The sequence below is a fragment of the Cryobacterium sp. Hh7 genome, from assembly GCF_004403155.1.
Taxonomy (GTDB): Bacteria; Actinomycetota; Actinomycetes; order Actinomycetales; family Microbacteriaceae; genus Cryobacterium; species Cryobacterium levicorallinum.
The window spans coordinates 1-18,727 of sequence record NZ_SOHG01000049.1 but is presented as its reverse complement, the minus strand read 5'-3'; the positions used below and the strand labels follow the sequence as shown (position 1 = coordinate 18,727).

The window sequence follows — 18,727 nt, the reverse complement described above, 5'->3', positions numbered from 1 at the left end:
GGGCAGGCTGAAGCTTTCGGTGCGCGGGTGGTTGGTGCTGGAGTGGGTGGCGGTTGTTGTTACTGCGGTGGTGCCAGGGCCGGTAGGGCGCTGTGTGCGCTCAGCGGTGTGCCGGTAGCTTCTTTGCGGCGGCGTTCACGGGAAAGCTTCTCGCCGAGGTCGAGTTCGGCGGCCTTCACGAAGAAGTCGTAGGTTTTGCGCAGGTTCGAGGAGACGGCAGCGAGTGTCGCGGCGAGGTAGTTAAAGGCGAAGCCGCGGCCGGAGCGTTTGCTGACGTTGGCGAGGTCTTCGAAGTTCTTACCCTTGAGCGTTTTGTTGGCGGACTCGACGAGGCTGCGCATACCGAAGTGCTCGCGGTGTTCTTTTGATTTGTAGGCGAACTTCTGCAGGTGTTTCACCGCGAGCCGGGGGTCTTGGTTTCGTTCGGACGGTGCACCGGCGTCGAGGGGGATGGTGACACTCACGGGTGTTGAGGGTTTGGCCACTCGTTTGCCACTGACACGGTCGATAGCCATATAGCTGCCGGGCGTGGGGTAGAGAAAACGTTGAAATCCGTCTTTGTCGGGACGGCCCTTGGGCTTCATCCGATAGGCGTTGCGGTTGTCGAGGTAGGCCTTGAAGGTCTTCTTGTCGATGAGGCGCCGGGGCTTTTTCGGGTTGGTGGGGTCGGGCTCACGGGTGTTGTAGTTCTTGGTGGCGTCGATGAGGTTTTGGGGCATCCAGGTGACGTACCAGTTGCCGTCGACGAGAATGAGGCCGCCCCACTGATTTTGCAGCCCGAGATCAGTCTTCTTGTAATCGATGACGAGTTCGCAGCCGCGCAGCCGCACGGGAATCTGAAAGTTGCGGGCTTTTTCTCCGTTGTAGGCACGGTCGACGATGACGAGGCCACTGGTGAAGCCGAGGCGTTGGTGGGAGTCGACGAGCTTTGCGCCGTGCCCGATGATTTCTCCCGGCCGGTGAAAACCGACGGCGGTGATGAGAGACGGGAACAGCATGTTCTGGCCAGGCTTGTCCCACACCATGACGCTGATTTCGAGTTCGTAACCGGCCTTATCGGTTTTAGCGCCCAGGCCGCCGTGGCTGCCTTCGCGCCGGTAGCGTCCGGAGTGCGAGTCGGCATTGCCGCGCCGCAGGGTCGGGTCGGTCGGGTTAGGTCGACCGGTTCCCGGAATCAGAGTCGCATCGGCGGCGATGTTGCCGGTGTATTTGGCCCAGATATCTGCGGGCAGCATGCGCACACTGGTGTGGAGGAGTTGTTCGCAGAGCCAGTCCAGGCGCTCAAGATTGCGTGCAGACTTGCGTACGGCCTTCGGCGTTGCTTGCTTCGCGAGTAATTTCGCGTAGGCGTTCGGCGTCAGTCGTTTGTTGCGGGGACCGGGGTAGGGGTCGATGAGAACCATCATACGATTCGCTGAGCGCCACAGGCGTTGGTACCAGTCATCGTGGTCGCCGGCGTGGTTTTGTATGCCGAGCAGGGCGAATTCTTCGGCGTGGAAGTGCACGTCGAGGGTTTCCGCGATGCGGTGGTAATTGATGCCGTAACCCAGCTGCACGTGCAGGAGAAAGAGTACGAGCACAGCGCGAAAAGGGATGGTTGGTTTGACACCGGCATTTGATTTCAAGCGCGCGTGACGCCAGTCGACAAGTTTGGTCACGACGCCGGAGTTGTCGACGATGCGGATGGCGTTGTTGAGGTAGGCGCGCGAGACGGGGCCGCGGGCGCGTTCGCGCTTGTAGTCCAGTCGGGTCATGCCGAACGTGGACTGCATCCGTTCTTCCAGCAGCGCGGCATCGGAGGTGAGAGCGTTCACTGGCTGACCGCGTCTCGAAGCTCAGCTCGGTAATGGGGAGTGTCCAGTGTTTGAACATATTCCAGATAGCGCGGGAGGTGTTCAAACTTCTCCACTCCGAGCGCGCGAGTGAGCTCCTTGATGCGGGTGCCGGCCCGAAGGTGGGTAACAATCCAGGTCGCACGCAGCCGGTCGCTGCGGGGGCGCTGACCCACTGTGTATTGACTGAAATTCGACAGCAGGTTGCTCGCCCGAACGGTATTCGTCGGACCCCAAAGCGGGAGGTCATGAGGTGACTGTTCCAGGATGGCGGCCATCCACTCTTCCCACGAGTGAAGCAAAGGCACCGTGCGCGGCGTCGTGCCATGGATGGTGAGAACGATGCCGAGTTCGTCGACAAGGACATCGTCGGGATAAATCGTGCTGACGTCGCTGGGCCTGAGCCCGGCGCCAGCGCACAATACGAGCATGAGCATTGCGCGCCGCCGCTTTTCACCGGTGACTTGGCCGAGTGCCCACATCGAGAACTCTGCAATCTCGCTGGCGCTGTAGGGTTCGGCGACGCGCTTACGAGCAAGCGGGGTCATTGTGTCGGGGTGTTCTTCGGGGGCGACGACTTCGGAAACGCGCATGAGTATGGCGCGGTAGTTGCGGCGCGTGCCCTCCGAACGTGCGGGACTCTCCTGGGTGCAGTACATGTCGATGGCTTGGCGGCTGAAGACGACGTCGGTCTGCATCGGCCACCCCTGGGCATTCACGCACCACAGCACGTAGGCGCTCGTGACCGTGAGGAGCATCGAGGCGGCGTAGGTGGTGTGCGGGGCGGCGAGGGAGCAGGCATCTTTGACGAACGATTCGATAGCTGGCCATTCGGCGGAGGCGCGCTGGGGTTTGTATTTGGTCATGGTCGCGCGCACCCCCTCACTCATCTGGCTGTAACTGCAGCCATTCAGTAAAGCACAGATGTCGTCATTCAGAGAACTGGCGAAGGAGCCTATGTGGGCGGATATGCTTTTGGCATGAGCCCGCGCCCAACTCGTGTCACCCCACACGAGCTGTGTGTCGAGTGGCCGACGACGCGGAGCGACGACCCTGTCGCTGAGATAGCGCGGCAATTCGTGCTGAACCTGCGGGACGCCATGGGCAGCCGCAGTATTCGCGAGATTGCCCGTGAGACCGGCGTTGACCGGGCGAGCATCGGCACCGTTCTCAACGGGATGTCCTGGCCGGACACGTCCACCCTCGCCAGGTTGGAGCTCGGCCTCAAAATCACGCTGTGGCCGACCTATTCTGATGGCCTGAACTGACGACTGATCGAAATATGTATTCACAGCCTGTTCTATGCGCACAGGTGCGGGCCTGGTGTCGAGCAAAAATAGGGAATCTCCCTAACTTTTGGCACAATTATGCTTTCTCGGAGCGGGTTATTACCATTCCCAGGTAGTAAATTCATCTCAAATTGCTAGCCTGCAAGTATGAAGTTTCAGACCGCGGCCGGTGGATTCAAATATGAGCCACGAAGCATGGTGGCCGTGCGGAAGCAGTTCGGGAGGTCATCCGCCCTGCTTCAACCCGCCCCGGGCATAGACGCATCTGATCCCCGGTTTCTGGCCGCCCAGTTGCAACACAGGGTTGCAAACGGCGTCCGTGAAGCCGTACTTGCTCAAGGCCTGGGCTTGGAAGCGTTCCTGGCGAAGCCAATGTCAGGCGGGGGGTTATCGGCAATGCCGCCCGGGATGAGCTATGACCGCATCGTTCGAATTAACCGGGGTGAGACGTTGATGCAGCTTGCCGATCTCATGAGCTGGGCGCAGCAGTTTGAGACAGTCCGTGAATTGCTGGCCGACGATCAATGCTGGCCGACAGATCCTGCGGAACCCGTCTAGGTTCTCAACCAGCCTGCTCGTCAGTTGGTCCAGCATTCTGCTCGTGCTCGTGCTCGTGCTCGTGCTCGTGCAAAGGCGGAAATGGCCCGGAGCGTACACGGAACCACGCTTAAAGCGGGCTGCACCGAATTCTACGACTGGTACAACGCTGAACATCGTCATTCGGGCATCGGAATGCATACCCCGTTCAACGTTCACCACGGCCGCGCATCCGCCGTTCAGCACGCCCGCGCCCGCGTCCTCACGACGGCATATACCGAGCACCCCGAGCGCTTCGTTCGGCAGCACCCGCAGCCTCCCACGTTCCCGACGACGACCTGGATCAACGAACCCGAAAAGGAAGGAAAGAACTCAATGACCGCCTAAAGAAACTGACTCATAAAGGTTGACATCTTCCGCTACCTACAAGGTCAGGGGTGCTTGTTCGGCGCAGATGGTTTCGGTGGCGGTTCCGGTCCTGCCAGGTACCATGTGTTCTCTGATCAGAATCTCGTAGACCGTGCTCTGTGCTAGTGCTGGTTCAGAACGGTGAGCGTTCCCTTTACAGGCAGAACTCAGCGATCGTTTACGGCTAATTTCGCGGTGCTGGCGCGCTCATTCAATGTGTGCTGGAGCTGAGCGAGTTGTTCTTCCAGGGCTCGGATCTCGCCGCGTGTCGCCGCTTGTTTATCCTCTTCCTGCTGTGAAACGCGCTCAACGATCCAGGAGGCGAGGGTCGCTGTCACGACGCCGAGGAGGGCTACGCCGCCGAGCATGAGCCCGCCGGCTATCAGGCGTCCTTGTGTTGTCACAGGAGCAAAATCGCCGTATCCGACCGTTGTCACGGTGACGAATGCCCACCAGAGAGCGTCACCGAAATTAGTGATGGTCGGGTCCGAGGTGGTCCGTTCGCTGTCGAGGACAGCGAGTGCGGCGACGAATACAAGCAGGGCCGTTGCACCGGCGACGTAGATGACGACGCGGCCTCGGAAGGCGGCACCGGCGGTGCGTTGGAGCACCGCCAGCAGGGTGACTAGGCGAAGTAGTCGGAGTGGCCGGAGAAGAGGAAGAACAACGATCAGAAGGTCGAAGACGTGTGTGTAGAACCATTTCCACCGGTTGGGTGCAAGAGTGAGGTTGACCAGATAGTCCAGTGCGAATATGGCCCAGGTGGCGGTAATTACTGTTTCGGTCGCGATGTAAGCAGCGCCGTGGAGGTCTCCGATGACTTCCCACGTGTAGGCGACGAGAAATATCACTGCGGCGACAGTGAGTGGCCATTCAGAGAGGTGTTGCCAGCGAGATTGGGTCATGCCTTGATGATGTCAGCCTTTGGGCCCCTGATCGCGAGTGACGTTCGTCAATCACGTCTTACGTCAGAGTGGGTGGTCGCCTGGTCGCTACAGCGCTATCGCGACCGGCTTTGTCTCTTCTTTCGGATGGCCGGTGATGTGTTCGCGGCGTGGCAGCACGATGATGAGGCGGGTAAGAACGCGATCATGGTTGCGCAGCAGAACGTGACAGTTACTGACCTGAACAGTCGGGCGCAGGCCTACCGGATGGGTGCTGGCTCTGTGCGGGGCGGGACGTCGTCGCTGCGTGATGGTCTGGCCGCGTATCGGGGCGACCGGATCGTGACCCGGGTCAACGATGCCACCCTCGGCACTGTGCTGCCTCGTCGGAGCACGCACGCGGGTCGTTTCTGGTTGGATGGCGTGACCCATGCCACGAGCCTGTTCGTCGTATCGTCATCGCTGTTGGCCTACGTGTCACCGTGTCGGGTCGGCACTTCGGGGACATTGAAGCTGGTCGCCCTGGGTTTGATGATGAGCTGCTCGAGCGCCCGCCCGCCTGTCGTGTCTCTGTGATGTTGGTCCGGACGATCGTGTTGTTTGCGGTATCCGTCGCCTGTGTCTGGTTAGCTGGTTGGGTCGGTGATGAAACCTTCCTTGATCATCCAGGCGTAGGCCACGTTGGCGGGTTCGGCGCCGTCGACGTCAACTTGACGGTTCATGCCGCGTAGAACTTCGTCGGTGAGCCGGGGCGATATTTTGGCGAAGATCTCTTCCAGGCCGGGGTGGGCCTCGAGCGTCTCGGTGAAGAAGATCGGCGCCACGTTGTATGCCGGGAAGAATGCGAGGTCGTCGGCCAGGACGGTGAGGTCGAGCGCGTCGAGGCGACCGTCAGTCGTGAAGACTTCGCCGAAGTTGCAGTCGCCGTTGTCGGTTGCGCTGTAGATGGCACCGGTGTCGTAGATGCCGATGTTGTTGGCGGGCACGCCGTTGGCGGTGCCACGTTCTAGTCCGTAGTGGGTGAGCATGGGGTTCATGCCGTCTGGCCGGGAGTTAAATTCGGAGTCGACGCAGAAGGTGCGATCTGCGACGGGTAACGCGGCAAGTTCGGACAGGGCTGTGATGTTGCCGAGGTCGGCGACTGCCTCACTGCGTACGGCGAGGGCGTAGGTGTTGTTCATTGGTGCTGGCGCGCCCCAGGTGACACCGTTTTTGATATCGAGGTCGTATACGGCTTGCCACATTTCGTTCTGGTCAGTGATCGCCTCGGTCTGGCCGAGGTAGGTCAGCCATGCGGTTCCGGTGTATTCCCAGAGTATGTCGGCCTGGCCAGAGAGAAGCAGTTCGCGGGTCGGCTGGCTGCCGGGCACGTTACTGAGGTCTGTGACGTCGAATCCGGCGGCGGTCCCGGCGAGGACGGCGATTTTGCCGAGCAGTAGGTGCTCGGTGAAGCTCCTGGACGTGACTGTGAGGTTGACGCCGTCGGCGCCGTCGAGCGGGGTGATCGACCCGGGTCCGACCGCGGGAATGTAGGAGGTCGCCGGCTGCAGTCCACAGCCGGTCAAGGTGACGGCGGACAGGGCGAGGATACCCGTGGCGAGGCCCCAGCGACCGAGGGGCCCGCGGGCGCGAGGGCGGGTGCGTGAAGAAGTGCGGTACATCTAGAGTCCCTTCGGGCGGGCGACGTGTTCGACCACACGGCCGATCCAGTCGATGAGGAGGGCGAGTAGCGCAACGAGCAGGGCCCCGGTGACGAGCACGGGGGTGAGGCTGAGATTGACGCCCGTGGTGATGAGGATGCCCAGTCCGCCGCCGTTGACGAATGTGGCCAGGGCTGCGGTGCCGACTAGCAGAACGAGGGCGGTACGCACACCTGACAGCATGACTGGCACGGCGAGGGGGAGCTCCACGCGAAAGAGCACGGCTGTGGAGCTCATGCCCATGCCACGTCCGGCTTCGATGAGGCGGGCGTCGACCTGTTGCAGGCCGACCATGGTGTTTCGCAGCACCGGGAGCACCGCGTAGAGCACGAGGCTGAGCGTCGCTGCCCAAAAGCCGAAGCCAACCCAAAATGCGAGGAGTACGACGACGCCGATTGCGGGGGCGGCTTGCCCGACGTTGGCGATCGCGAGCACCGGAGCGGTCAAAAGCCGCAGGGGTCGCCGGGTCAGGGCGATTCCCAGGGGAATTGCGATAACCAATACGATCGCCGCGGCGAGGAGGGTGAGTTGGATGTGCTCCACGGTGTAGACCCAGAGCGCGTCCGGGGCGAGGGTGGTGAGTTCGATCGGAGAGAGGTTAGCTGTCAGTAGCCAGATGACGAGCGCGAGGAACGCGAGCAGAATGCCGGCCAGCTGGTAAACCAGTCCACGCCAGGACTGCCATACCGCGCGGGCGTGACTGACGGGTACGGCCTGGTCGCCGGGTGTTTCGATAGCGGAGTCGCCGCCGGCACTGCCGGCTTCTGTAGTCACCGTGCGGGTACTCACTGCACGGCCCGCGCATCAGCATCACTGCTATTAGCATCACTGCTATCGGCCTCATTCAGTTCGGCGTCGGCGGCAGGCGCCTGCTCTTGGAACACACCGGTGTTCAGTCCGACGGGCGCTTGGTCCGACTCGAGCACGGCAGCGGTCTGTGACCGGGTAATGGCGTCCATGACGGTCTGTACATCGATGACGCCCTTGAACATGTCGCGGCGGCCGGTGACGAGCGCGGCTCCGGCGCTGGAGACGAGCATTGTGTCGAGTGCATCATTAAGCGTGGCACGGTAGCCGACGACCGGAAGTTTCGGGTCGGTAACGTTGCTAATGACCTCGAGGCGGCCAAGCTTGCGCCGGGAGAGCCACTGGATGGGACGGTGCCGCTCATCGACGATGACCGCGTGGCCGTGGCCAGCGTCGGCCACGCGCGCCAGGACATCCGCTGCCCGTTCGCCGGGGCTTCCCACGACGGCGTCGCCGAACCCGACCTCTGCCACCCGGGTTAGGGTGAGCTGTTTGAGGCCGGCGCCGGACCCGATGAAGTTTTCGACGAACTCATTGGCAGGGTCGCCGAGGATACGTTCTGGGGTGTCGTATTGTTCGAGCTGGGCGCTCTCGTTGAAGATGGCGATCCAGTCGCCGAGCTTGACGGCTTCGTCGAAGTCGTGGGTGACGCAGACGATGGTCTTCTGCAGTTCTTCCTGGATGTTGAGCAGTTCGTCCTGCAGGCGCAGGCGGGTGATCGGGTCGACGGCGCCGAAGGGCTCGTCCATGAGTAAAACGGGCGGGTCGGCCGCGAGGGCGCGCGCCACGCCGACGCGTTGCTGCTGACCGCCGGACAGTTCCTTGGGGTACCTGTTTCGGTAGAGTGCCGGGTCGAGGGAGACGAGCTCGAGGAGTTCGTCGACGCGGGCCGCGATGCGGGCTTTGTCCCAGCCGAGCATTTTCGGTACGATACCGATGTTGGTGGCCACCGTCATGTGGGGGAAGAGCCCTCCGGCCTGGATGACATAGCCGATGCCTCGGCGCAGGGTATCGCCGTTCATATTGGTCACGTCGTCACCGTCGACGACGATACGGCCTTCGGTCGGTTCGATGAGTCGGTTGATCATTTTCAAGGTGGTGGTCTTGCCGCAGCCTGAGGGGCCGACGAGCATGATGATCTTGCCGGCCGGGATCTCCATGGTCAGACCGTCGACGGCGGGGCGCGCCTGGCCGGGGAAACGCTTGGTGACGTGGTCCAGCAGGATGTTCGCACCGGTGATGCCGGTCGGGGAATCTTCGGTGCTGGTCGATTCTGCGCTGGTGGATGCAATGAGTTCAGACACGAATACCTCGGGGTGTGGTCAGGCGGCCAAGGCCGACGAGAAGGAGATCAAGAATAAGAGCGAGCACAACAACGCCGATGACGCCCGTCAGCACCGACTCGAGGGAGTTGGCGCCGCCGAGGCGGGAGAGGCCGGAGAAGATGAATCCGCCCAGGCCTGGGCCGAGGGAATATGCGGCGATCGCGGCGATTCCCATGACCATTTGGGCGGATACCCGAATGCCTGTGAGGATGATCGGCCACGCCATGGGCAGTTCTACCTGCAGGAGCGTGCGGAACCGGCTCATGCCGAGGCCGCGGGCGGATTCCACGATCGACGGTGCTATACCTGATAGGCCCACGACCGCGTTGCGCAGAATGGGGAGCGTAGCGAAGAACGCTACGACGATGACGGCCGGAACGACGCCGAAGCCGAGCGGCGCGATGAGCAGCCCGATGAACGCGAACGATGGGATGGTCAGGCCAATGGCCGACACCGAGTTGGCAACTCCGGTGAGCGCGGAACTTCGGTAAACGAGGGCGGCTAGCACGACGGCGATAACTGTCGCCAGAATCAGGCACTGTACGACGAGGCTGAAGTGCTGCCAGCTGCTGAACAGAATCTGCTCAAACTGATCCCCTAAAAAATCCCACACATCAAAACCTCTTCGCTTCGATCACACACCAAACCCACCGCCACAACCGAAGGCTGACGGGAGATGAAGGGACCAGTCTGGCACGACAACTCTCCCAGACGCGCAGCGAGACGTCACGGTTCCATCACCTGCTGCGCCCGTCAAGTTGTTGAGACAATCTGATGTGCTTTTCTTCTTCGCGGCTGCCGTTTGGTGGATGTCGCGGCCTGCGGTCACCCTGTGAGGTGCGTCGAGTGAGCGCCCGTAGTGCTTCGACGAACGACAACGTTGCAGGGCACCCGTTAGGAAATGACGCAGCGGAATCCGGTGTTGCCGGTTGTTGAATCTGGGCTGAGGCCTTGCCTGGCCGATACCCGGTAGCGTCGGCACTACGACTCGTGGCAGAGGAATGACCCGCCCTTGGCGACTCGGTTCTGGCCGGGCGTGAACCAGTCCGAGCACCATTCCCAGACGTTGCCGGTCATGTTGAAGAGTCCGTAGGCGTTGGGTTCGAATGATCGCGCTGGTGCGGTCGCGTACCATCCGTCCGCTTCGTTGTTGCTCGATGGAAAAGTTCCCTGCCAGACGTTCATGCGGTGCTGGCCGCCGGGTTCTCGGTCGGACCCCCACGGAAAATTCTGCTGCACGAGCCCGCCGCGGGCTGCATACTCCCACTCGACCTCGGTGGGCAGTCGGCCTTTGATCCACGTTGCGTATGCGTTGGCGTCATTCCAGTGCACGACCGGGTGCTCGGGGAGCGCGGTCAGGCGGCCGAGTGGTCCGCCTGGCAAGTTCCAGGTGGCGCCTTCAATTTGACGCCACCAAGGAGCCTGCACGGCTCCGCGCGTCGGCGGAAACACGTCGGGCAGCTCGCCGGCGAAGACGAACGACCAGCCGTACCGTTCGGCGTCGGTGCGATACCCGGTTGCGGCGATGAAGGCACCGAACTGGGTGTTGGTGACCGTTGTGGTCTCGATGCGGAACGCGCCGACCGTCACAGTGCGCGCCGGCCCCTCACCATCGTCGGGGTAGGCGAGCGGGTCATCGCTGCCCATTGAAAATGCGCCGCCGGGCAGGTTCACGGCGTCACCCAACGTGCCCCGTCCGGCCTCGTTCTCGGTGAGGGGAGGCCCGGTTCTGGCCCCCGCAGACCTGTCGCCTGCTGGCAGTCTCTCTGCGTTAGGGCTGCAGCAGTGCCCGCTCACTGGTGGGCCAGGACGTGCCGTGTTATGTCCTCTTCGGTGCCAGTTACGGCATCCTCGAGCACGTCGATACGGACGAAATTTATCTCTCCGGTGAAGCCGTTGTCGAGCGGTAGGTAGTCCTCGGTCACCGGGGTGCCAAGGTCGACGCCGATGTTAAGTGTCTCGTCGAAGGAGAAGTAGTACGCCGTGGTGCGGTCGATGCGTCCGGAGCCGATGATGGTGTTCCCGTCGAGCAGGGTGATCGTTGCACCCCGACCGAGGCCGCCCCCGTCATAGTCAAAGTGCATCTGCAGTTCGTGGGCGCCGGCGGCGAGTGTCGTCATGGAGCGAACGGTGAATCGGTAGGTGCCGTAGCAGTTGTACGCGTAGGTGAGCACGCCATCCAGGCAATACAGAGACCAGCCGCCGAAACGACCGCCCTGGGCGATGAGGACCCCGGACACGGTGTCGGCCAGGTCGCTGGGCATCACGATACTCGCGGTGATCGTGTGCGAACGATTCTTGGTGTTCATCGTGGTTTCTTCGGTGAAGCGGCCCATCCCGGCCGTGTACGTCATCGAGTCCTTGCCAGCGAGCAGGTCGATGCGTCCGGCGAGGAACGGGTTCTCCCGCTCCGTGACTCGGTCGTCGAGTGGGAACACTTCGTATTTGGTGGCCTCGGTCACGAAAATTGCCTGGAGCTCTGCGAGTTTTTCGGGCAGCGCGGCCGCGAGGTCGTGAGCCTGAGTCCAATCGATGGATGTGTCGTACAGCTCCCAGACGTCGTCCTCGAAAGCGGGCAGACCGTCGGGCAGCATCAGCCACGGGGTGCCGTGCCGCGTGACGGCCATCCAGCCCTCGTGGTAAATGCCTCGGTTGCCGCACATTTCGAAGTACTGGGTGGTGTGTTGGTCGGGCGCCTCGGCGTCGGCGAAGGTGTAGAGCATCGAGGTGCCCTCGATCGGGCTCTGCGTGATCCCGTTGACACTCTCTGGTGCTGGCAGCCCGGTCGCTTCGAGGATCGTCGGCAGGATGTCGATGATGTGGTGGAATTGGTGCCGCACCGTGCCGGCGGCCGTGTCCTTGATCTTGTCGCCCCAACGCAGGATCATACCGTCACGGGTGCCGCCGAAGTGGCTCGCGACCTGCTTGGTCCACTGGTACGGGGCGTTCATGGCCAACGCCCAGCCGACCGGGTAGATCAAGTAGGTCGTCGCATCGCCGAAAGAGTCGAGCTTTTTGGCCATATCGGCGGTGTTGTCGGGGATGCCGTGCCCGACGAGGTGCTCGTGCAGAGTGCCTTCGATTCCGCCCTCACCCGAGGCGCCGTTGTCGCCGAGCAGGTACACGATAAGGGTGTTATCGAGTTCGCCAAGGCGTTCGAGTTCGTCGATGAGGCGGCTGACCTGGGCATCGGTGTGCTCGGCGAAGCCGGCGTAGGTCTCCATGAACCGGGCCGCCACGGCGCGAGCCTCATCGTCGAGATCGTCCCAGGACGGCACGCCCTCGGCCCACGGGCCGAGCTCGGCGTCGGCGGGAACGAGGCCGAGACGCTTCTGGCGTTCGAGGGTCTGCGTGCGTTGCACGTCCCATCCGCCGTCGAACTGGCCACGGTACTTCTCGATCCATTCCGGGGCCACGTGGTGCGGGACGTGGGTCGCACCAAACGCGAGATAGGTATAAAAAGGGGCAGTTTCTAGGGGCGGGACTGCCACGTTTGCATCTCCTCGATCATCTTGTCCGTGATGCGGGAGATGGTCTCTTTGGAGACCTGCGCACCGTAGATCTGGTTGAAGTGTGCGCTGATCTCCCCGGTCGTGAGGCCGCGGGCATACAACGACAGCACAATCTCCTCGACCCCGGTCAAACGGCGTTGTCGTTTCGGCACGATCACCGGAGTGGACGTGGCGTCCCGGTCACGAGGCACTTGGATGGTCACCGGCCCCGTCGAGGGGCTGATCACCGTTTTGGGCCGGGTCCCGTTGCGCACGTTGGATTCGTCACGCTCGTCCGGGGCACGGTTCTTCTCATGATCGGGATGCTCAGTCATTTCCTCGTTCAGAGCCGTCTCCAGGAACGTTTTCGTGAACTGGCCCAGCAGCCCTTCAGGACCGTCCAGAGCCAAGCCCTGCTCCTTGGCCAGGCGCACCCATTCCTTCGCGGCCACCGCCTCACGGCTGGACTCAGATTTCGTTTTCTCAGTCACAGCATCAAGTGTCGTCATCACGGCACCTTTCCCGCCAGACCCACGTCCAGCGCGTCAGGCCGGAAACACCGTTTAAGAGACAGTCCCAGGCCCGTGGCACGGCAACGTCATTGACGGCGTCGATTACAGCGGCGAGGCCGCGGCGCCGGCGGTGTACCCGGAGCCGCTCGCCCCGGGCCGGGTCCCGGGACGCGAACGGTATCCCCGAGGACCTCACCATGAACCTTGTTGTGACTGTTTGCACGGCTGGCTGCGGACCTAAACCCCCGACGAACTTACAACATGACCACTAGCGGGTGTGGGCGATGATCGCCTCGGCGATCGCCACCGTGTCACTGTTCGACTCGACCTGGTAGGCCGACTGGCCGAGTGAGAAGATCATGATGCAGAACGGCCCGATGTCGGAGCAGATCTGCACGGCGTGCTCACCCTCGACCGCGCCCTTCAGCGCAATCGTCGGCAGGGCCTGGCTGTCTGGTGTGGAGACCATCGTGTCGACGAGTCCGGCCAGGTCGTAGCCGACCATGACCGAGGTGCCCGGGATGCCGGCGGCCATCAAGTCGACCGGGACGCCGTCGGCCCGCACGCCGCAGCGGAATACCCCGGCCCGCTGCGCCACGTAGTTCTCGAAGGAGGTCGAGCCGCTTGCTACGGGCCAGACTTCGTATTCGAACGAGTCGACGCCGAGCGCCGTGGCGATGCCCTGCGACCCGAGCGCGCCGGTGCAGTCGGATTCGCGTTCGACCAGCTCGACCGCCGGCCAAACCAACTGGCCGGGCTGAGCATCCGTCAGAGCGGTGAAAACGGATGCCGCGAGCGGCTGCATCTGCGCCAGGATCGCGTCGGGCGTCAGCCCGGAATAATATCCACCGTCGAGGCCATACCAGCGCGTGCTCAGCACGATTTCGACCCAGTCATCGCCGACCGGTGCGCTGATGAAGCAGCCGGAGTCGTAGCTGCACCCGGTCGCCGCTTCTATGCCTACGATGGTCATCGGGGTGCTGGAGGGGCCGTCGCCGAGCGAGAAGCCGTCGCCCACCACGTAGGGCGTCCAGGAGTCTGCGCCGCCGGGAACGACCTTGACGCTGACGTAAGCCCAGTCGGAACCAACGGAGTCGTACATCGGGTTGGTGAGTGCGGGGCCGACCCGCCAAGAGCAGGACAGACCCCCCAAGGCTGGCACGGCGTATTCGGTGAGGGCATAAGCCGGCTGGATCGCGGCAATCGGGGTCGGCGCGGTTCCGTCGGCGGTGACGAAAACGGGCGCGACGACATCAAGAGCTGCAATGTCGTCGCAGGTGTAGATGCTCGCTGCCACTGGTGTTGGTGCGACTGACCCTGACGGTTCTACCGGGGAGCCCACGGTGCATCCGCTGAGGACCACGATGGCGAGCAAAACGGTCGGCGTGATCAGGCTGCGGCGTAACATGCGCTCAGCCTAGCAGCGGGCATTTGCCTCTTGACCTGTGCTTTCCTTGGCAACAGCACAGGCGAGTACGACCTTTTCCCTGCCACGGGACACTATGGGATGATGATGTGTGACCGAAGTCGATAGCCGAGCCGAACTCTCGGAGGATCGAACGTATCGTTATCGTCTCTCCAGAGTTTGGTCTGACGGACCGCGCGCGACGTTCGTGATGCTGAACCCGTCTACCGCAGATGAGTACTCGGATGATCCGACGCTTCGCCGGTGTATCGGATTCGCGCGGCACTGGGGCCTCGGCGGGCTCAACGTCGTGAACGTTTACGCGTTCCGGGCAACGAAGCCGGCCGACTTGTGGACGGCAGCGGATCCTATCGGTCCCGAGAACAACCGCTACCTGGAAGACGCTGCCGCGAACGATGAGGTACTTGTCGCCGCATGGGGAGCGCACGCGAAGCAAGAGCGCGTCCAAGAGGTGCTTTCGATTCCCGGATTTGACAGGCTCACCTGCTTGCGGACAACGAAGCGAGGGTATCCGAGTCATCCGCTCTACCTGCCCAAAGAACTATTACCGGTGCCCTGGCCTACCTGGGGGCAAGGTCTGCAACGGAGCCTGGCGTAGCAGGCTGCCAAAGTGGTGACGCACTCGGATTCCGCAATGTCACCAACTACGTCGCTCGCTCCTCGAAGCCGGAGGATTCAGACCCCACCTACACCCTGGAATGCGATGAGTCTTCAGCCAAGACTGAATGACCAAGCCCTTAGCGGACGTTTTCGTTCCATTACTACTCAGACCCCTACGGTGAAACGCCAGAAAGGACAAAAAGTCCCAGCGGACAGTACCGCAAAGCGGCTCCACTTTGCTCGTGACGGCATCGCCGTCTTGCTTTCGCACGTGATATCACTGTGATATCCCAACTCGGGGGAGCGCGAGGGACAGCCCCTCGCCGGCCGTGCCGTCGCAGTGCATCCGCGGTCAAAGTTATTCCGAGGATTCGAGGGCATCGTGTCCCCTAGACTGCCGTCAGGCCTGCCTCTCGGGCTGATCTGGGGGAACAATGACCAATCCTGAACCAACGAATAGCGTTTCAGTCTTTACATGGCGGATGGCGGAAATTCTCGCCGTGGAGCACATGCGGATTATCGGTTTCATCGACGCGCAGCCGACAATCGCGGGCGCTGATGGTGGTTTGGACGCCATCAGCCTTGACGCTGTCGCGCAGGTCAAGCATCATACGCAGCCAGTCGGGGCGCCCGACGTGCAGCGCCTCCGTGGTGCAGCACACGGCAACCATCACGCGCTTTTCTATTCCAGTTCCGGATACACTGCTGCGGCGATCATCTTTGCTGATACCGCGGACGTCGCATTATTTCAATTCGACGCGATGAATACCGTCACCCCTGCCAACGCGCACGGTAGTGCTCTCGCAGCAAACCACCGTTCCTTGATGTGGGATCGCAAAGCTGCGTATGTCGATCGTCTCGGCACTGTCAATCAAATCATGCTGGACGCTTTCGAGGCATTGAAGGAATTGGCAGTGAGAGACATGCCTGCAGCGCTCCTGATCGATCTTGAGGGCCTGGGGCAGAGGCAAGCTGGTGTCATCGCGGTTGTCAACGAGGTTAACGCCCTCGACCTGGCGACGGTAACCCTGGAAGAGCTCCGCGACTATGCCGAGAAGGTAGACACCCACCTTATGCATTTTCGTGCATGTACCGGGGCAGAATTATTGCTAGACGTGCCATAGCGGACCCCCCTTGCGCGCCACGAGCTGGTAAGCGCCGTCGATGTCGGCGTGGCAAAATCCTGTTGCAGATCGTGTTCGAAGCAGGCTACGACGACTGACGAGTCCCGGTTCGATGCACTGCGAAAGACTCGCGCCACGGGCTTAGTTATCGACATCGGCTATGGAGCTAACGCGACGGACGCTGAGCAGGGTTTGCTTTCACAAGGTGATCCACGACGTGGATGAGCACGACACTCTCGGCACGGCGTGGGACGCTGTTCGCTCGTCAGCGTAGAAAATGGTTGCTAGGAGCGTGGGTCAGTAATGACTATTCGGATTTGATGCCAGGAAATGTGGGTCGAGTGTTGACCCGCTGCTGACGCGGTTCTCGAGCGCGGTGGTCGTGGAAGTGTTGATGCGCCGACTGAAAATAGGTCCAGCGCCGAGTTGACGACGTGTAGTCGAGGGCAGGACCACCCGCCAGGGCAGTCCTGCCCTGCTCTTTAGGTTGCCGGGCGGGCCATCAGCGCGGCCGGCTTGGCGAGGAGCGCCTTGGTGTGCATGGTGTGTAGCTTCATCAGGTTGTGGCAGGCCGCGATCAGGTCCCACTCGTGCGCTGCTTGCTCCAACCCGCGTAGCAGCACGAATTTGCCTTGTCGAGTGTGAATCTGGCCGAACACGGGCTCCACGATCGCTTTGCGCCGCGCGTAAACGGCGCGGCCCTTCTTCGTTTTGAGTTTCCGAGCCATGCGCTCCCGCAGCGTGGCATTGGCGGGGATCCGGCCCCGGGGAACCTCGGGAACTCGTTCGCCGTGCTTGACGCGGCCGGTCGCGATGAAGAACTCGGTCCGGCCGTCGCCGGCCGTTTCCATGGTCTTGGCGTAGTCCAGATTTGCTGCTGAACAATACCCGGCATCCGCCAGGATCTGCCCGGGCAGAACTCCCATCGTGCTCTGAAGTTTCTCGATCATCGGCACGACCTGTTCAACATCGACGCCAATATTCGTCAGCGTCGTCGCGACGATGATCTGATGGTCTGCATCAACTATGGCCTGTGCGTTGTAGGCGTAATGAAACGACCCTTCGGCGGTCTTCATGATCCGCGCGTCAGGGTCGGTGAAGTTGCGTTGAGCCTTCGGGCTCACGACCGCATTCTTCGCCGCGTCATCACCCTTCTGCGCAGCAGCGTCGTCATCATCGCCCTTGTCCCGGGCCTTCTTCTCGGCCTCTTTCCGAGCCCGGACGGCCGCGTCGGCCTCCAACGCCGCGCGCGCTTGGGCCAGTTTCACCCAGCGTGACTGGCGCCGAGCGAGCTCCGGCGGCAACTCATCACCGCGTTTGTCTTTCCCGAACCGAGCATCCTCAGCGTCATCAATCGCGTCGGCGTCAGCCAGCAGGGCAGACACTTCATCGGCGAGGACTTTCTGCTTCTCCGTCAACCGGGCGTAGCTCATCGCCTTCCGCCGGGACGCATTGGCACGCACCTTCGTGCCGTCCAACGCGACCTGCCCGAGCGAGACCATTCCGGCAGCGCGGCACAGCTCCAACGCCTGCAAGAACACGTTCCCCAGGCTGGAGAGGTGCCGTTTCCGGAACCGGGCAATGGAACGAAAATCCGGTGCCTGCTGCGCGGCCAACCACCGAAACGCGACCACGTCCACGCAGACCCGCTCCAACTCCCGCGACGACCGAACCCCGACGCAATACCCATACAGCAGCACCCGGACCATCAGTCGAGGGTCATACGGCGGCTGGCCCTTCGACTTGGCGTAGGACGCGTAGAACTTCTTCAGATCCAGCTGCGTTTCAACGATGTCAGCGATGAAACGAGACAGGTGATTCTGCGGCAACCACTCATCCAACGACGGCGGCACCAACATCACCGCCGCCGGCTCGAAAGCCCGAAAACGTTTCTTCACGCCAGCGCCAGCCTCGACCCCGACATCCACAACCACGTGCTCGAGTTCCGTCGCGGGAAACAGACCATCAGAATCGCTCATAAGCAATTTTCCCAGACCACCACACCAAGCCCGGGAAATCAACCGGCGTTTTAAACTTTGGTACTACTGACCCACGCTCCTAGCGTTTCTAACGGGTGTGTCTCAGTAACGGTGTTTCCGGCGTTTTTCATTAGTAGGATTCTGCGTTCGGCCAGCGGTCGTGGAAGGTGATGGCGAAGGCGTTGAGAGCGGGCTTCCACCTCATTGTCCATCGAGCTCGGCCCTCACCGGTGGGATCGAGACTTCGCGTGACCAGATACAAGCATTTTAGAGCGGCCTGCTCCGTGGGGAAATGTCCTCGAGCACGCACCGCCCGCCGGTACCGGGCATTGAGTGACTCGATCGCATTCGTGGAGCAGATCACTTGGCGGATCTCGGGGTCGTAGGACAGGAACGGGGTGAACTCTTCCTATGCCGACTCCCATAACCGGATGATCGCACCGTATTTCTTTCCCCAGATCTCGGTCAGATCATCCAGCGCTGCCCGTGCGGCGTCGACGGTCGGAGCGGTGTAGATCGGTTTCACCGCTCGTTTCATCGCATCCCAATCCTTCTTTGAGGACAGCGTGAACGTGTTCCGAATGAGGTGAATGATGCACGTCTGCACCGTGTCAACGGCCACACGTTCCCGACGACGTCGGGCAGCCCCTTCAAACCGTCACAGACCAGGAAGAACGTGCCGGTCACACCACGGTTCTTGATGTCGGTCAGGACTGTTAACGCCAACTGAAAATGGGGCCATTTCTGCCAACTGAAAACAGGGCCACTTTCGTGTGGTTCTAGTGTGCCGTAGTTGCGGCGGGTTCGTGTTTC

17 protein-coding genes and 2 pseudogenes are annotated in these 18,727 nt (G+C 61.9%); 6 read left to right on the top strand and 13 right to left on the bottom strand.

Annotation, left to right across the window (positions count from 1 at the left end; genetic code table 11):
• Positions 1-59: 59 nt before the first annotated feature.
• Entirely contained in the window at positions 60-1,814 is a 1,755-nt protein-coding gene (locus tag E3T43_RS13775; protein WP_134472854.1) for a hypothetical protein, read from the bottom strand.
• Positions 1,811-2,698, bottom strand: a complete 888-nt coding sequence (locus E3T43_RS13770) for a site-specific integrase (RefSeq protein WP_134472853.1) — start codon at positions 2,696-2,698, stop codon at positions 1,811-1,813. Before E3T43_RS13770 ends, E3T43_RS13775 begins: the two co-directional genes overlap by 4 nt.
• Positions 2,699-2,812: 114 nt before the next feature.
• On the opposite strand from E3T43_RS13770, the gene E3T43_RS13765 reads away from it, so the two are divergent.
• The 3 genes from E3T43_RS13765 (at position 2,813) to E3T43_RS19775 (ending at position 4,045) form a co-directional block, all read left to right on the top strand.
• Positions 2,813-3,100, top strand: coding sequence for a helix-turn-helix transcriptional regulator (locus E3T43_RS13765; RefSeq protein WP_134472852.1), 288 nt, complete (start codon positions 2,813-2,815; stop codon positions 3,098-3,100).
• Between the two features lie 168 nt (positions 3,101-3,268).
• On the top strand, positions 3,269-3,679 hold the full coding sequence (locus E3T43_RS13760) for a hypothetical protein (RefSeq protein ID WP_134472851.1): 411 nt from the start codon (positions 3,269-3,271) through the stop codon (positions 3,677-3,679).
• An 81-nt stretch (positions 3,680-3,760) separates the two neighbouring features.
• Complete coding sequence (locus E3T43_RS19775; RefSeq protein WP_134472850.1) at positions 3,761-4,045, top strand: hypothetical protein; 285 nt, start codon at positions 3,761-3,763, stop codon at positions 4,043-4,045.
• A gap of 188 nt (positions 4,046-4,233) precedes the next feature.
• On the opposite strand, the gene E3T43_RS13750 is transcribed toward E3T43_RS19775, so the two are convergent.
• Positions 4,234-4,971, bottom strand: coding sequence for a potassium channel family protein (locus E3T43_RS13750; protein ID WP_134472849.1), 738 nt, complete (start codon positions 4,969-4,971; stop codon positions 4,234-4,236).
• A gap of 72 nt (positions 4,972-5,043) precedes the next feature.
• Here E3T43_RS13750 and E3T43_RS13745 point away from each other — a divergent pair, with 72 nt between their 5' ends.
• The gene (locus tag E3T43_RS13745; RefSeq protein ID WP_134472848.1) at positions 5,044-5,526 is read left to right on the top strand and encodes a hypothetical protein; all 483 of its coding nucleotides are present in this window, start codon (positions 5,044-5,046) and stop codon (positions 5,524-5,526) included.
• Positions 5,527-5,576: 50 nt separating this feature from the next.
• Here E3T43_RS13745 and E3T43_RS13740 read toward each other — a convergent pair whose 3' ends face one another.
• The 8 genes and pseudogenes from E3T43_RS13740 to E3T43_RS13705 form a co-directional block, all read right to left on the bottom strand.
• Positions 5,577-6,611, bottom strand: a complete 1,035-nt coding sequence (locus E3T43_RS13740; protein WP_134472847.1) for a glycine betaine ABC transporter substrate-binding protein — start codon at positions 6,609-6,611, stop codon at positions 5,577-5,579.
• Entirely contained in the window at positions 6,612-7,316 is a 705-nt protein-coding gene (locus tag E3T43_RS13735; RefSeq protein WP_134472868.1) for an ABC transporter permease, read from the bottom strand.
• Between the two features lie 119 nt (positions 7,317-7,435).
• Entirely contained in the window at positions 7,436-8,761 is a 1,326-nt protein-coding gene (locus E3T43_RS13730; RefSeq protein WP_370449969.1) for an ATP-binding cassette domain-containing protein, read from the bottom strand.
• Positions 8,754-9,395 carry an ABC transporter permease gene (locus tag E3T43_RS13725; protein ID WP_134472846.1) on the bottom strand — a complete coding sequence of 214 codons (642 nt, stop codon included), beginning with the start codon at positions 9,393-9,395 and terminating at the stop codon, positions 8,754-8,756. Before E3T43_RS13725 ends, E3T43_RS13730 begins: the two co-directional genes overlap by 8 nt.
• A 368-nt stretch (positions 9,396-9,763) precedes the next feature.
• Positions 9,764-10,456: an SUMF1/EgtB/PvdO family nonheme iron enzyme gene (locus E3T43_RS13720; protein ID WP_198414370.1), complete on the bottom strand. Its 693-nt coding sequence runs from the start codon at positions 10,454-10,456 to the stop codon at positions 9,764-9,766.
• A gap of 119 nt (positions 10,457-10,575) precedes the next feature.
• Entirely contained in the window at positions 10,576-12,273 is a 1,698-nt protein-coding gene (locus E3T43_RS13715; protein WP_134472845.1) for a sulfatase-like hydrolase/transferase, read from the bottom strand.
• Positions 12,258-12,785, bottom strand: a pseudogene (locus tag E3T43_RS13710) (transposase); the annotation flags it as partial. The gene E3T43_RS13715 and the pseudogene E3T43_RS13710, both read right to left, overlap by 16 nt.
• Before the next feature lie 268 nt (positions 12,786-13,053).
• Positions 13,054-14,193, bottom strand: coding sequence for a hypothetical protein (locus tag E3T43_RS13705; RefSeq protein WP_134472844.1), 1,140 nt, complete (start codon positions 14,191-14,193; stop codon positions 13,054-13,056).
• 109 nt (positions 14,194-14,302) lie between these two features.
• On the opposite strand from E3T43_RS13705, the gene E3T43_RS13700 reads away from it, so the two are divergent.
• Together E3T43_RS13700 and E3T43_RS13695 are read left to right on the top strand one after the other, a co-directional pair.
• Positions 14,303-14,809, top strand: a complete 507-nt coding sequence (locus E3T43_RS13700) for a DUF1643 domain-containing protein (RefSeq protein WP_134472843.1) — start codon at positions 14,303-14,305, stop codon at positions 14,807-14,809.
• Between the two features lie 436 nt (positions 14,810-15,245).
• Positions 15,246-15,935 (top strand): restriction endonuclease, encoded by a 690-nt coding sequence (locus tag E3T43_RS13695; protein WP_134472842.1) that lies wholly within the window; start codon positions 15,246-15,248, stop codon positions 15,933-15,935.
• 482 nt (positions 15,936-16,417) lie between these two features.
• Here E3T43_RS13695 and E3T43_RS13690 read toward each other — a convergent pair whose 3' ends face one another.
• Both E3T43_RS13690 and E3T43_RS13685 read right to left on the bottom strand, forming a co-directional pair.
• Positions 16,418-17,914 carry an IS1182 family transposase gene (locus E3T43_RS13690; protein ID WP_241978991.1) on the bottom strand — a complete coding sequence of 499 codons (1,497 nt, stop codon included), beginning with the start codon at positions 17,912-17,914 and terminating at the stop codon, positions 16,418-16,420.
• 130 nt (positions 17,915-18,044) lie between these two features.
• Positions 18,045-18,634 (bottom strand): annotated as a pseudogene (locus E3T43_RS13685) (transposase); the annotation flags it as partial.
• Positions 18,635-18,727 lie beyond the last annotated feature (93 nt).

Excerpts from the sequence above, each read along its gene's own strand:
- E3T43_RS13770 (WP_134472853.1), bottom strand. The coding sequence starts at position 2,698 with ATGACCAAATACAAACCCCAGCGCGCCTCCGCCGAATGGCCAGCTATC.
- E3T43_RS13765 (WP_134472852.1), top strand. The coding sequence starts at position 2,813 with ATGAGCCCGCGCCCAACTCGTGTCACCCCACACGAGCTGTGTGTCGAG.
- E3T43_RS13760 (WP_134472851.1), top strand. The coding sequence starts at position 3,269 with ATGAAGTTTCAGACCGCGGCCGGTGGATTCAAATATGAGCCACGAAGC.
- E3T43_RS19775 (WP_134472850.1), top strand. The coding sequence starts at position 3,761 with ATGGCCCGGAGCGTACACGGAACCACGCTTAAAGCGGGCTGCACCGAA.
- E3T43_RS13750 (WP_134472849.1), bottom strand. The coding sequence starts at position 4,971 with ATGACCCAATCTCGCTGGCAACACCTCTCTGAATGGCCACTCACTGTC.
- E3T43_RS13740 (WP_134472847.1), bottom strand. The coding sequence starts at position 6,611 with ATGTACCGCACTTCTTCACGCACCCGCCCTCGCGCCCGCGGGCCCCTC.
- E3T43_RS13705 (WP_134472844.1), bottom strand. The coding sequence starts at position 14,193 with ATGTTACGCCGCAGCCTGATCACGCCGACCGTTTTGCTCGCCATCGTG.
- E3T43_RS13695 (WP_134472842.1), top strand. The coding sequence starts at position 15,246 with ATGACCAATCCTGAACCAACGAATAGCGTTTCAGTCTTTACATGGCGG.
- E3T43_RS13690 (WP_241978991.1), bottom strand. The coding sequence starts at position 17,914 with ATGAGCGATTCTGATGGTCTGTTTCCCGCGACGGAACTCGAGCACGTG.